Annotated in this window: 10 protein-coding genes; 8 read left to right on the top strand and 2 right to left on the bottom strand. The window is 68.6% G+C overall.

Going from position 1 to position 13,354, the window contains the following annotated elements; translation table 11 throughout:
- The first annotated feature begins 97 nt into the window (after positions 1–97).
- Entirely contained in the window at positions 98–1,162 is a 1,065-nt protein-coding gene (gene trpD, locus RWS82_RS06725) for an anthranilate phosphoribosyltransferase (RefSeq protein ID WP_314648001.1), read from the top strand.
- 7 nt (positions 1,163–1,169) lie between these two features.
- On the top strand, positions 1,170–2,156 hold the full coding sequence (locus RWS82_RS06720; protein WP_314648000.1) for a PHP domain-containing protein: 987 nt from the start codon (positions 1,170–1,172) through the stop codon (positions 2,154–2,156).
- A gap of 8 nt (positions 2,157–2,164) precedes the next feature.
- Here the strand turns inward: RWS82_RS06720 and RWS82_RS06715 are convergent, their stop codons facing one another.
- Positions 2,165–3,103, bottom strand: coding sequence for a 5'-3' exonuclease (locus RWS82_RS06715; protein WP_314647999.1), 939 nt, complete (start codon positions 3,101–3,103; stop codon positions 2,165–2,167).
- Positions 3,104–3,309: 206 nt separating this feature from the next.
- Here RWS82_RS06715 and rpsA point away from each other — a divergent pair, with 206 nt between their 5' ends.
- From rpsA to uvrB, 3 genes are all read left to right on the top strand, one after another.
- Positions 3,310–4,764: a 30S ribosomal protein S1 gene (gene rpsA, locus RWS82_RS06710; RefSeq protein ID WP_314647997.1), complete on the top strand. Its 1,455-nt coding sequence runs from the start codon at positions 3,310–3,312 to the stop codon at positions 4,762–4,764.
- A gap of 79 nt (positions 4,765–4,843) precedes the next feature.
- Positions 4,844–5,443, top strand: a complete 600-nt coding sequence (gene coaE, locus RWS82_RS06705; protein ID WP_314647996.1) for a dephospho-CoA kinase — start codon at positions 4,844–4,846, stop codon at positions 5,441–5,443.
- A 66-nt stretch (positions 5,444–5,509) separates the two neighbouring features.
- Positions 5,510–7,582: an excinuclease ABC subunit UvrB gene (gene uvrB, locus RWS82_RS06700; protein ID WP_314647994.1), complete on the top strand. Its 2,073-nt coding sequence runs from the start codon at positions 5,510–5,512 to the stop codon at positions 7,580–7,582.
- A 70-nt stretch (positions 7,583–7,652) separates the two neighbouring features.
- Here the strand turns inward: uvrB and RWS82_RS06695 are convergent, their stop codons facing one another.
- Positions 7,653–7,895, bottom strand: coding sequence for a hypothetical protein (locus RWS82_RS06695; RefSeq protein ID WP_314647992.1), 243 nt, complete (start codon positions 7,893–7,895; stop codon positions 7,653–7,655).
- A 44-nt stretch (positions 7,896–7,939) separates the two neighbouring features.
- On the opposite strand from RWS82_RS06695, the gene RWS82_RS06690 reads away from it, so the two are divergent.
- From RWS82_RS06690 to uvrC, 3 genes are read left to right on the top strand one after another with little or no spacing between them, the layout of a single operon-like run.
- Positions 7,940–8,383: a MarR family transcriptional regulator gene (locus tag RWS82_RS06690; RefSeq protein ID WP_314647990.1), complete on the top strand. Its 444-nt coding sequence runs from the start codon at positions 7,940–7,942 to the stop codon at positions 8,381–8,383.
- 51 nt (positions 8,384–8,434) lie between these two features.
- A complete protein-coding gene (gene uvrA / locus RWS82_RS06685) occupies positions 8,435–11,323 on the top strand; it encodes an excinuclease ABC subunit UvrA (RefSeq protein ID WP_314647988.1) in 2,889 nt (962 codons plus the stop codon).
- A complete protein-coding gene (uvrC, locus tag RWS82_RS06680; RefSeq protein WP_314647986.1) occupies positions 11,323–13,326 on the top strand; it encodes an excinuclease ABC subunit UvrC in 2,004 nt (667 codons plus the stop codon). Before uvrA ends, uvrC begins: the two co-directional genes overlap by 1 nt.
- The last annotated feature ends 28 nt before the right edge of the window (positions 13,327–13,354 follow it).

Raw genomic sequence — 13,354 nt, 5'->3', positions numbered from 1 at the left:
AATCGACGGTGAATCCGCAGGAAACCGCACCTTGAACGGGTTCCGCGCCCGAGCAGCGCTGCGGTGCACGTTTTCTCGCGCCGATAGGATCGCACACATGGCTGAAACCCTCACCTGGTCCGATCTGCTCACCACTCTTCTCGAGCGGCGGGATCTGAGCGTGTGGGAGTCGACCTGGGCCATGCGCCGCATCATGCGCGGCGAGGTCTCGGAGGCTCAGCTGGCCGGCTTCCTCGTCGCCCTCCGCGCCAAGGGCGAGACCATCGACGAGATCGTCGGCTTCCGCGACGCGATCCTCGAGGCCGCCGTCCCCCTTCCCGTCTCGCCCGACGTGCTCGACATCGTCGGCACCGGTGGAGACCGGGTCGGCACAGTGAACGTCTCGACGACGGCCGCCGTCATCATCGGCTCCCTCGGCATCCCCGTGGTGAAGCACGGCAACCGCGCCGCGAGCTCGGCCTCCGGTTCGTCCGATGTGCTGGGTGCTCTGGGGCTGGAGCTGTCGCTCGACCCGTCTGCGGTCGCATCGATCCTCGACCGCACGGGCATCACGTTCGCGTGGGCGGGGGCGTTCCACCCGGGGTTCCGGCACGCCGGGGCCGTCCGCTCGCAGCTGGGGGTGCCGACCGTCTTCAACATGCTGGGCCCGCTCTGCAACCCGGCCCGCGCCGAGGCCAACGCCGTCGGGGTCGCCCAGCTCGAGCGCGTTCCGCTCATCACGGGCGTGTTCCGCACGCGCGGGGCGACCGCGCTCGTCTTCCGGGGCGACGACGGCCTCGATGAGCTCACGACCACCGGGCACAGTCGCATCTGGGAGGTCACTCGCGGCGACGTGCACGAGCACGACCTCGATCCGCGCGACCTGGGAATCCCGCTCGCCGAACTCGACGACCTCCTCGGAGGCTCACCCGAGCACAACGCCGAGATCCTGCGTCGCACGCTGGCCGGCGACACGGGGGCGGTGCGCGACATCGTGCTTCTCAACGCCGCCGCGGGCATCGTCGCGTACGAGCTCAGTCAGGACGCGTCCCAGGTGCAGTATCCGATACTCGAGCGTCTGCGCAGCGGCTTCGACCGTGCCGCCGCCGCGGTGGACGACGGGCGCGCCTCCGCCAAGCTGGATGCCTGGATCGGCGCCAGCCGGGAGCTCGCGGAGGCCTGAGGCGGACATGGACCCCGTCAACGCACTCCTCGAGATCGCCTCGCTCCTCGAGCGGGAGCGGGCATCGCGTTACCGCGCCAAGGCCTTCCGCCAGGCGGCGGCGACCTACGCGGGGTTGCCCGACGACGTGCGGACCGATCCGACGGCCCTGCGCGCGAGCCGCGGCATCGGCGAATCGACGTTCGCGGTGATCCGGGAAGCGCAGAAGGGAGAGGTCCCGGCGTACCTCGTCGAGCTCCGCGGTGAGGTGGAACCGCCTCGCGCTTCGGCTCTGCGTCAGCGTCTGCGCGGCGACCTGCACGCACACACCGAGTGGTCGGACGGCACGACGTCGATCGCCGACATGGCGGCGGCCGCCCGTGCCCAGGGGCACGAATACCAGGCCATCACGGATCACTCGCCGCGACTGCGCGTCGCGCGGGGGCTGTCTCCCGAGCGTCTGCGCGAGCAGATCCCGCTCGTCCGAGCCGAGTCCGGTGACGGATTCACGCTCCTCGCCGGCATCGAGGTCGACATCCTGGAGGACGGTTCCCTCGATCAGGAGGACGGCCTCCTCGCCGAGCTCGACATCGTCGTCGCCTCGGTGCACTCGAAGCTGCGGATGGACGCCCGCTCCATGACGAAGCGGATGCTGCGCGCGGTGGCCGATCCGCGCGTCGACGTGCTCGGCCACTGCACCGGTCGGCTCGTGCAGGGGGAGCGGGGCACGCGTCCGCCCTCGGAGTTCGACGCGGCCGCGGTGTTCGCCGCCTGCGCCGAGAACGGCGTCGCGGTGGAGATCAATTCGCGCCCGGAGCGCCAGGATCCCCCCGACGAACTCATCGCGATCGCGCTGGACGCGGGATGCCTGTTCTCCATCGATTCCGACGCGCACGCCCCGGGGCAGCTGTCACTGCTCGACCACGGTGCCGAGCGGGCCGAGCGAGCGGGTGTGCCGGCCTCGCGGATCGTCACGACCTGGGGCTTGGAGCGGCTGCGCGCCTGGGCGGAGTGATCGTCCGCTCAGCGCGTCGCGGTGGCGGCCGCATCGATGGCGGTCACGGCCCGCTCCATCGACGAGCCGAGGTTCCAGCGTTCCGCCAGGGCTGTGGCATCGGCCTGCGCGGCCGGATCGAGGGCCTGCAGCGGGGTCTCGGGAACGCGGATGTCGAGATCCGTGGCGACGGCGACGACGGTGGGGGCGACGTCGAGATAGGCGGCGGCGGCCAGGATCTTCGCTCGGACACCCGCGCTCATCCCGTCGCCGGCTTCGGCAGCGGAGCGGATGCCCTGCAGGTCGCTGTGCGTCTGCAGCAGGGTCGCGGCCGTCTTCTCGCCGATGCCGGCCACACCGGGCAGCCCGTCGGACGCGTCTCCGCGAAGAGTGGCAAAGTCGGCGTACTGGGCCGGGAGCACGCCGTACTTCGCGACGACCGTGGCATCCGTGACGAGCTCGAGGTTGCTCATGCCGCGAGCGGTGTAGACGACCCGCACGCCGCGCGCATCGTCGACCAGCTGGAAGAGGTCGCGGTCGCCCGTGACGATGTCGACGGGCAAGGGCGATCGCGTGGCGAGGGTGCCGATGACGTCATCGGCCTCGTGCTCGGCGACGCCGATGATCGGGATGCCGAGCGCGGCGAGCTCCTCGCGGATGAGGGGGATCTGCGCCTCGAGCGGGTCGGGGACCTCTTCGACATCCGGGCCGGCGGCCACAGTCTCGACGACGCGATGCTGCTTGTAGCTGGGGATGAGGTCGACGCGCCACTGCGGACGCCAGTCATCGTCCCAGCACGCGACGACGTGGCTCGGCTCGTAGAGGGAGACGAGCTTCGCGATCATGTCGAGGAGTCCGCGGGCCGCGTTAATCGGCGAGCCGTCGGGGGCGGTCACCTTGTCGGGGACTCCGTAGAACGCGCGGAAGTAGAGGCTGGCGGTGTCGAGGAGCATGAGGCGACCGGTCACGGGGGACAGTCTCGCACGGGGCTCGGACGGTGCGCTGCGCCGCGGTTCCCCTGGACTCTCCGTTCTGATAATCTGAAGTGTCACTCGTGGCGTGCACCCGCATGCGCTCGTGACATCTCACTCAAATCCACTTGCCGCAGAGCATCCGCCGGCCTTGCCGGTCGCCCGTGCGGCCCGAGTTCCCATTCACAAGGACAACCCACTACATGACTACCGCAACGACCGCCCCGGCCACCAAGCAGGTCGCCATCAACGACATCGGATCTGCTGAGGACTTCCTGGCCGCGGTCGAGAAGACCCTGAAGTTCTTCAACGATGGAGACATCATCGAGGGCACGATCGTCAAGATCGACCGCGACGAGGTCCTCCTCGACGTGGGCTACAAGACCGAGGGTGTCATCCCCTCGCGCGAGCTCTCCATCAAGCACGACGTCGACCCCAACGAGGTCGTCGCCGTCGGCGACCAGGTCGAGGCCCTGGTCCTCCAGAAGGAGGACAAGGAAGGCCGCCTGATCCTCTCCAAGAAGCGCGCCCAGTACGAGCGCGCCTGGGGCGATGTCGAGAAGATCAAGGAGAACGACGGCGTCGTCACCGGTACCGTCATCGAGGTCGTCAAGGGTGGCCTCATCGTCGACATCGGACTCCGCGGCTTCCTGCCCGCGTCGCTCATCGAGCTGCGTCGCGTCCGCGACCTCACGCCGTACCTCGGCCAGGAGATCGAGGCGAAGATCCTCGAACTCGACAAGAACCGCAACAACGTCGTCCTGAGCCGCCGCGCGCTGCTCGAGCAGACGCAGTCGGAGTCGCGCACGACGTTCCTCAACAACCTGCACAAGGGTCAGGTCCGCAAGGGTGTCGTCTCCTCGATCGTCAACTTCGGCGCGTTCGTCGACCTGGGCGGCGTGGACGGCCTCGTGCACGTCTCCGAGCTGTCCTGGAAGCACATCGAGCACGCCTCCGAGGTCGTCGAGGTGGGCCAGGAGGTCACCGTCGAGATCCTCGAGGTCGACCTCGACCGCGAGCGCGTCTCGCTGTCGCTGAAGGCGACGCAGGAGGACCCGTGGCAGGTCTTCGCCCGCACCCACGCGATCGGTCAGGTCACGCCGGGTAAGGTCACGAAGCTCGTTCCGTTCGGTGCGTTCGTGCGCGTCGCAGACGGCATCGAGGGCCTCGTCCACATCTCCGAGCTCTCCAGCAAGCACGTCGAGCTGGCCGAGCAGGTCGTCTCGGTCGGCGAAGAGGTCTTCGTCAAGGTCATCGACATCGACCTCGAGCGTCGTCGCATCTCGCTCTCGCTCAAGCAGGCCAACGAGTCGGTCGACCCCAACGGTACCGAGTTCGACCCGGCCCTCTACGGCATGGTCGCGGAGTACGACGAGAACGGCGAGTACAAGTACCCGGAGGGCTTCGACGCCGAGACGGGTGCCTGGAAGGAGGGCTTCGACGCCCAGCGCGAGGCATGGGAGCAGGAGTACGCCGCTGCCCAGGCTCGCTGGGAGGCCCACAAGGCACAGGTCACGAAGGCTGCCGAGGCCGAGGCTGCGGCCGGCGACGACTTCGGTGGACAGTCGTTCTCGAGCGAGTCGGCCGGCGCCGGCACCCTCGCCGACGACGAGGCTCTCGCCGCACTGCGCGAGAAGCTCTCGGGCGGCAACGCCTGAGCGTCCGACGCTGAGCGAACGGGCCGTCACCTCCGGGTGGCGGCCCGTTCCGCGTATGCGGGCGTGGAAGGATGGGGGCATGCCCCTCATCGCCCTCACCGGTGGCATCGCCTCCGGGAAGTCCACCATCGCGCGACGGCTGGCATCCCACGGTGCGGTGATCGTGGATGCCGACCAGATCGTGCGTGATGTGCAGGCCCCGGGGTCCGCCGTGTTGAGCAAGATCGCGCGGGCGTTCGGCGACGAGGTGCTGAATGCCGACGGATCGCTCGACCGGGCGGCGCTCGGGAGTCGTGTCTTCGGCGATCCGGCGCGGCTCGCAGCGCTCAACGCGATCGTGCATCCCGCCGTTCGGGTCGAGTCGGCGCGCCGTTTCTCGGAAGCGTTCGCGCAGGATGCCGACGCGGTCGTGGTCTACGACGTGCCGCTCCTCGTCGAGGCGCGGGTGGATGACCCCTGGGACCTCATCGTGGTCGCCCATGCTCCCGCCGCCGAGCGTCGTCGACGGCTGGTCGAGCTGCGCGGGATGGACGAACGAGCGGCGCAGGAGCGCATCGACGCGCAGGTGTCGGACGAGCAGCGGCTCGCCATCGCCGACGAGGTGATCCGCACGGGCGGCTCCCTCGGCGAGACGGAGGCGCAGACCGACGCCCTGTGGGAGCGCATCTCCGCGCGCTGATCCGCGGCGCGTTCGCTCGCAGGGAAGCCCGACCCCGATGTCGGTGACCCCGCCTACGCTGGAGGTATGCAGACCACCCGCAGCGTCCGTCCTTTCGAGGTCATCAGCGAGTACGCGCCCGCCGGCGATCAGCCGCAGGCGATCGCCAATCTCGCATCGCGCATCAATGCCGGCGAGACCGACATCGTGCTGCTCGGTGCCACCGGAACGGGAAAGTCCGCGACCACGGCCTGGCTGGTCGAGCAGGTGCAGCGCCCGACGCTGGTGCTGGCGCACAACAAGACGCTCGCGGCGCAGCTCGCGAACGAGTTCCGTGAGCTCATGCCGAACAACGCCGTCGAGTACTTCGTGTCCTACTACGACTATTACCAGCCCGAGGCGTACGTCCCGCAGACCGATACGTTCATCGAGAAGGACTCCTCGATCAACGCCGAGGTCGAGCGCCTCCGGCACTCGACCACCAACTCCCTGCTCAGCCGTCGAGACGTCGTCGTCGTCTCCACCGTGTCGTGCATCTACGGCCTCGGCGCCCCGGAGGAGTACCTTCGGGCGATGGTCGCGCTGCAGGTGGGGGAGCGGTACGACCGCGACGCCCTCATCCGCCAGTTCATCGCGATGCAGTACAACCGCAACGACGTCGACTTCTCGCGGGGCAACTTCCGGGTGCGCGGCGACACGATCGAGATCATCCCCGTGTACGAGGAGCACGCGATCCGCATCGAACTCTTCGGCGACGAGATCGAGGCGCTCTACTCGCTGCACCCGCTCACGGGAGAGGTGATCGAGAAGCTCGACTCCGTGCCGATCTTCCCCGCCTCCCACTACGTGGCGGGCACCGACGTGATCCAGCGGTCCATCGGCACGATCGAGCACGAGCTCGAGGAGCGACTGGCGGAGTTCGAGCGGCAGGGCAAGCTCCTCGAGGCGCAGCGCCTGCGCATGCGCACGACCTTCGACCTCGAGATGCTGCAGCAGCTGGGCTTCTGCTCCGGTATCGAGAACTACTCGCGGCACATGGACGGACGCATGCCGGGCGAGCCGCCGCACACGCTGCTCGACTTCTTCCCCGACGATTTCCTCCTCGTCATCGACGAGTCGCACGTGACGGTGCCGCAGATCGGGGCGATGTACGAGGGTGACGCCTCGCGCAAGCGCACGCTCGTCGACCACGGATTCCGCCTCCCGAGCGCCATGGACAACCGGCCGCTGCGGTGGGACGAGTTCAAGAACCGCATCGGGCAGACCGTCTACCTCTCGGCGACTCCGGGTAAGTACGAGATGGGGATCGCCGACGGGGTGGTCGAGCAGATCATCCGGCCGACCGGCCTCGTCGACCCCGAGATCATCGTCAAGCCCTCGAAGGGGCAGATCGACGACCTGCTCGAAGAGATCCGCCTGCGCGTGGAGCGCGACGAGCGCGTGCTCGTGACGACGCTGACGAAGAAGATGGCGGAGGAGCTCACCGACTTCCTCGGCGAACACGGCGTGCGGGTGCGCTACCTGCACTCCGACGTCGACACCCTGCGACGGGTCGAACTGCTCAGCGAGTTGCGATCGGGTGTCTACGACGTGCTCGTCGGCATCAACCTGCTGCGCGAGGGCCTCGACCTGCCCGAGGTGTCGCTCGTGGCGATCCTCGACGCCGACAAGGAAGGCTTCCTCCGCTCGGGCACCTCCCTCATCCAGACCATCGGTCGCGCGGCACGAAACGTCTCCGGGCAGGTGCACATGTACGCCGACAAGATCACGGACTCGATGGCCAAGGCGATCGAAGAGACCGATCGGCGCCGCGAGAAGCAGGTCGCCTACAACACCGAGCACGGTATCGATCCGCAGCCGCTGCGCAAGCGCATCGCCGACATCACCGAGGTGCTGGCGCGCGAGGGCGCCGATACGGCGGAGATGCTCTCGGGTCGGGGGAAGGCATCCGGCAAGGGCAAGTCGCCGACGCCGAACCTGCGCCGCGTGGGCATCGCCGCCGAGGGAGCGAACCAGCTCGAGGCGATGATCGAGGATCTCTCGAACCAGATGCTCGCCGCCGCCTCGGAGCTGAAGTTCGAGCTCGCCGGGCGGCTGCGCGACGAGGTGCAGGATCTCAAGAAGGAGTTGCGGGCGATCGAGCGCGCCGGTCACGCCTGACCGTTCCGCTCTCGGGGTTCCGGGCGGCGTCGCATCGGTCCGGTGCCGCGTCACCCGCACCCCGCGGGCTTCAGGGGCAGTGGATCAGCGGCTTCGGGCCGGAGCGGTCGATCTCGTGCGCCGTCATGGGTGCCCCGCACAGCGGGCACGCACGCTCGGCGCGCTCCGCCGCAGTGGGCGGCGGGGTCTTCTCGTACGGGCCGACGGATGCCGGCCCCGCGAACCGGATGAGGTTCGTGTTGACCCAGGCGTACAGTCCGCCGGCTTCGCGGATGCGTGTGCGGAGCGGGGGTCGGTCCTGGTCGTGTGCCATGTTCATTAGTGTACTAACTATTAGGGCATGTGTATAGTGGGCGCGTGCCCACCGCCGACGACCTGCTCCGCCTCGAGAATCAGCTCTGCTTCGCCGTCGTGACGGCGGCGCGCAACATCGTGGCCGTCTACCGGCCGATCCTTGAACCGCTCGGACTCACGCACCCGCAGTACCTCGTCATGCTCGCTCTGTGGGAGCGCTCGCCCCGTGCCCTGGCCGATCTCGCGGGGGACCTGGCGCTCGAACCGGCCACCGCCTCGCCCCTGGTCAAGCGGCTCGAGGCCGACGGCCTCGTCGTGCGGCGGCGCGCCCCCGAGGACGAGCGCCGGCTGGAGATCGCACTGACCGATGCAGGGCGGGCGCTGCGGGAACGCGCGGTCGAGGTGCCGGCGCGCGTCATGGCCGCGGTCGGGATGGGGGTCGACGAGGTCGCGGCATTGCGCGACGGGCTCGGCGCCTTCGCGGGTCGCCGGCTCGGAGACGGCTGAGCGTCCAGCCCTCTCGGAGCCAATGTCCGTGGCCCCTCGTAGACTTGTCCGGTGCCCATCGTCCCCGTTGCCTCCGCCGGAAAACTCAGTGTTCGCGGCTCTCGCGTCCACAACCTCAAGAACGTCGACATCGACATCCCGCGCGACTCCCTCGTCGTGTTCACGGGCCTGTCGGGGTCTGGCAAGTCGAGCCTCGCGTTCGACACGATCTTCGCCGAGGGGCAGCGCCGCTACGTCGAGTCGCTGAGCGCCTACGCACGCCAGTTCCTCGGTCAGGTCGACCGCCCCGACGTCGATTTCATCGAGGGGCTCAGCCCCGCGGTGTCGATCGACCAGAAGTCGACGAACCGCAACCCTCGCTCCACGGTCGGTACGATCACCGAGATCTACGACTACATGCGCCTGCTCTGGGCGCGCATCGGCGTGCCGCACTGTCCCGAGTGCGGAGAGAAGATCCAGCGACAGACCGTGCAGCAGATCGCCGATCAGTTGATCGAGCTCCCCGAGCGCACCCGCTACCAGATCGTCGCGCCGATCGTCTCGCAGAAGAAGGGGGAGTTCGTCGACCTCTTCCGTGAGCTGGGCGCGAAGGGCTACTCGCGTGCCATCGTCGACGGCGACCTCGTCCAGCTCGCCGAGCCGCCCACGCTCAAGAAGAGCTACAAGCACGACATCAGCGTCGTGGTGGATCGTCTCGTCGCGTCGGGCGACATCCTCGGTCGGGTGACCGACTCGGTCGAGACGGCCCTCGGGCTCGCCGGTGGCGTGATGCAGGTGAACTTCGTCGACGAAGAGGGCGACGCCGCCTGGCAGTCGTTCTCCGAGAAGCTGGCCTGCCCGAACGGTCACGCGCTCACCCTCACCGAGATCGAGCCGCGCACCTTCTCGTTCAACGCCCCGTTCGGAGCATGCCCGGCGTGCTCGGGCCTCGGCACCCGGATGTCGGTCGACGTCGACCTGATGCTGAGCGATGAGGACCTCTCGATCCGGGAGGGCGTCATCATTCCGTGGACCACGCAGGGCAAGGGTCTGTTCCAGTACTACGAGCGCCTTCTCGAAGGGCTCTCGCGCGACCTCGACTTCTCGCTCGACACCCCGTGGCGCAAGCTGCACTCCGACGTGCAGAACGCCGTGCTCCGCGGTGAGAACTATAAGGTCACCGTCAAGTGGAAGAACCGCTACGGGCGCGAGATGCGCTACGCATCGGGCTTCGAGGGTGTCGTGCCCTACATCGAGCGTCAGTATCTGCAGGCCGAGTCCGACACGCAGCGGGCGCGCTGGGGCGAGTACCTCCGTGAGGTGCCGTGCCCGGTCTGCGACGGCGACCGGCTCAAGCCGGAGGTGTTGGCGGTGCAGGTGCACGGACGCTCGATCGCCGAGGTCTCGCACCTGAGCCTCACCGACGCGCGGGCGTTCATGGAGACGCTCACCCTGACCGACCGCGAAGCGAAGATCGCGGCGCAGGTGCTCCGAGAGATCCGTCTCCGCCTCGATTTCCTGCTGCAGGTGGGGCTGTCGTACCTCAACCTGAGCCGGTCGGCCGGTTCGCTGTCCGGAGGCGAGGCGCAGCGCATCCGTCTCGCCACGCAGATCGGCTCCGGGCTGACCGGTGTGCTCTACGTGCTCGACGAGCCGTCGATCGGTCTGCACCAGCGCGACAACCGTCGTCTCATCAACACCCTCATCAAGCTGCGCGACCTCGGGAACACCCTGATCGTCGTCGAGCACGACGAGGAGACGATCGAGGCGGCCGACTGGGTCGTCGACATCGGACCGGGCGCCGGCGTGAACGGCGGCGAGGTCGTGCACTCCGGGCCGTACGAGTCGCTGCTCGCCGACCGCTCGTCCATGACAGGGGAGTACCTCTCCGGCCGTCGCGAGATCGCCACCCCCGCGAAGCGTCGCAAGCTCGATCGCAAGCGGATGCTCAACGTCATCGGCGCGCGCGAGAACAACCTCAAGAACGTCGACGCGAGCTTCCCGCTCGGGGTGCTGACCGCCGTGACCGGGGTGAGCGGATCGGGCAAGTCGTCGCTCGTCAACGACATCCTCTACCAGGTGCTCGCCTCACGACTCAACGGCGCTCGAACGGTTCCCGGCAAGCACACGCGCGTCACCGGGCTCGACAACCTCGACAAGGTGGTGCACGTCGACCAGGCGCCGATCGGGCGCACGCCGCGATCGAACCCCGCGACCTATACGGGGGTCTTCGACCGCATCCGCACGCTCTTCAGCGAGACCCCCGAGGCCAAGGTCCGCGGCTACCAGCCCGGCCGGTTCAGCTTCAACGTCAAGGGCGGACGCTGCGAGGCATGCTCGGGTGACGGCACGATCAAGATCGAGATGAACTTCCTCCCCGACGTCTACGTCGACTGCGAGGTGTGCCACGGCAAGCGGTACAACCGCGACACCCTCGCTGTGCACTACAAGGGCAAGAACATCGCCGAGGTGCTCGAGATGCCGATCGAGGAGGCCGCCGAGTTCTTCGAGCCGATCCAGGCGATCCACCGCTACATGAAGACGCTGGTCGACGTCGGACTCGGGTACGTGCGGCTCGGCCAGTCCGCCACGACGCTGTCGGGCGGAGAAGCGCAGCGCGTGAAGCTCGCGACCGAACTCCAGCGCCGCAGCAACGGCCGCAGCATCTACGTTCTCGACGAGCCGACCACCGGTCTGCACTTCGAAGACGTGCGCAAGCTGCTCGAGGTCCTGAACGGACTCGTCGACAAGGGCAACACCGTCATCGTCATCGAGCACAACCTCGACGTGATCAAGTCGGCTGACTGGGTCATCGACCTCGGCCCCGAGGGGGGCTCCGGCGGCGGCGAGATCCTCGCCACCGGCACTCCGGAGCAGATCGCACAGGTCGAGGAGAGCCACACCGGGCAGTTCCTCGCCGAGATCCTCGGGAACGGCCGCACGGCGCGCAAGGCCAGCTGATGGCCGACGTCCTTCCGTACCGGCCGCGGACGGGGGAGATCCCGACCGACCCGGGCGTCTACCGATTCCGCGACGCGGACGGGCGTGTGCTGTACGTCGGCAAGGCGAAGAACCTCCGGCAGCGACTGTCGAACTACTTCGCCCCGCTGCGCACGCTGCACGAACGCACGCGCCGAATGGTGACGACCGCCGCGTCGGTCGAGTGGACCGTCGTGCCGACCGACATCGACTCGCTGCAGCTCGAGTACATGTGGATCAAGGAATTCGATCCGCCCTTCAACGTGCGCTACAAGGACGACAAGTCCTATCCCTTCATGGCCGTGACGCTGGGCGACGAGGCGCCACGCGTGATCGTCACCCGCAACCGGAAGATCCCCGGGGCGCGCTACTTCGGCCCGTACCCGAAGGTGTGGGCGGTGCACGAGACCATCGACCTGATGATCAAGGCCTTCCCGATCCGCACGTGCAGCGATGCGAGCTACAAACGTGCGATGCAGACGGGGCGCCCGTGCTTCCCGGGACAGATCGGCAAGTGCGGCGGTCCGTGCTCGATGACGGTCACCATCGAGGAGCACCGGGCGATGGTGAACGACTTCGTCGCTTTCATGGCCGGCGGAGACGAGCGCTTCACGAGGGAGCTCCGGCGCCGGATGCTCGACGCGTCTGCGGCCATGGACTACGAGGCCGCGGCGAAGTACCGCGACAAGCTCGGGGCGATCGACGCCGTGCTCGGCAAGAGCGCCCTCGTGCTGCCCTCCGACGAAGACGCCGACCTGTTCGGAATCGCCGAGGACGAGCTCGCCGCCTCGGTGCAGCACTTCGTCGTGCGCGGCGGTCGGGTGCGCGCGGTGCGCGCGACCATGATCGAGAAGGAACTCGACATCTCGGGTGCCGAGCTGGTCGACCAGGTGCTGCAGCGGGCCTACGGCGATGCGCCGGACATCCCACGCCGCATCCTCGTGCCCGTGCTGCCCGAAGACGCTGCGGCGCTCGAGGAGTGGTTGCGCGAGCGGCGCGGCCGGAAGGTCGAGATCGCGGTCGCCCAGCGCGGCCAGCGGGCGGACCTCATGCGCACGGCCACCATCAACGCCCAGCAGGCCCTGATCCGCCACAAGACGCGACGCACCAGCGACTACGTCGCCCGCACGCAGGCCCTCACCGACCTGCAGGAGGCGATCGGCATGGACGAGGCTCCGCTGCGGATCGAGTGCTTCGACATCTCGCACCTGGGCGGCACGAACGTCGTCGCCTCGATGGTCGTCTTCGAAGACGGACTGCCCCGCAAAGACCAGTACCGGTCGTTCAACATCGCGGAGACCACCGACGACACCGACTCGATGTACCAGGTGCTGCGCCGTCGCCTCGCCTACCTCGATCGGCCGGACGCCGACGACGATGCCGACCCCGGTGCGCGCGCCACCGACACCGGTGCGCGCCCCACTCACGGCGAGGCGGTCGACGGCGCGCTGGCCGACCCCACGACCGGCATCGCCGCCGTCGCCGAAGCCCTGGCGGCCGGAGTCTCCGACGAGGTCGTCGAGACCCCCGTGCGCAAGAAGCCGCGGTTCGCGTACCGTCCACAGCTTCTGCTCGTCGACGGCGGGCAGCCGCAGGTCGAGGCCGCGGCACGGGCGCTGCGCGACGCCGGGCACCCCGAGATCGCCGTGTGCGGCATCGCGAAGCGGCTCGAGGAGGTGTGGCTCCCCGGCGATGACTTCCCGGTGATCCTCCCGCGCACGAGCGAGGCGCTCTACCTGCTGCAGCGACTGCGCGACGAGGCGCACCGATTCGCCATCACGCACCAGCGCAAACGTCGGCGCAACGACATCACGACGGTCCTCGCCGAGGTCCCGGGGCTCGGTGCGTCGCGCATCAAGGTGCTGCTCAAGCACTTCGGCTCGGTCACGGCCCTCCGCGGGGCCGCCCCGGAGCAGATCGAGGAGGTGCCGGGCATCGGACCGGTGCTCGCGCGCAACATCCACACGCACCTCCTCAGTCGATAGGCTGGAGTTCCACGCGAGAAGGAGCATG

The sequence above is a fragment of the uncultured Microbacterium sp. genome (assembly GCF_963528945.1).
Taxonomy (GTDB): Bacteria; Actinomycetota; Actinomycetes; order Actinomycetales; family Microbacteriaceae; genus Microbacterium.
This window is presented reverse-complemented; position numbering and strand designations above follow the sequence as displayed.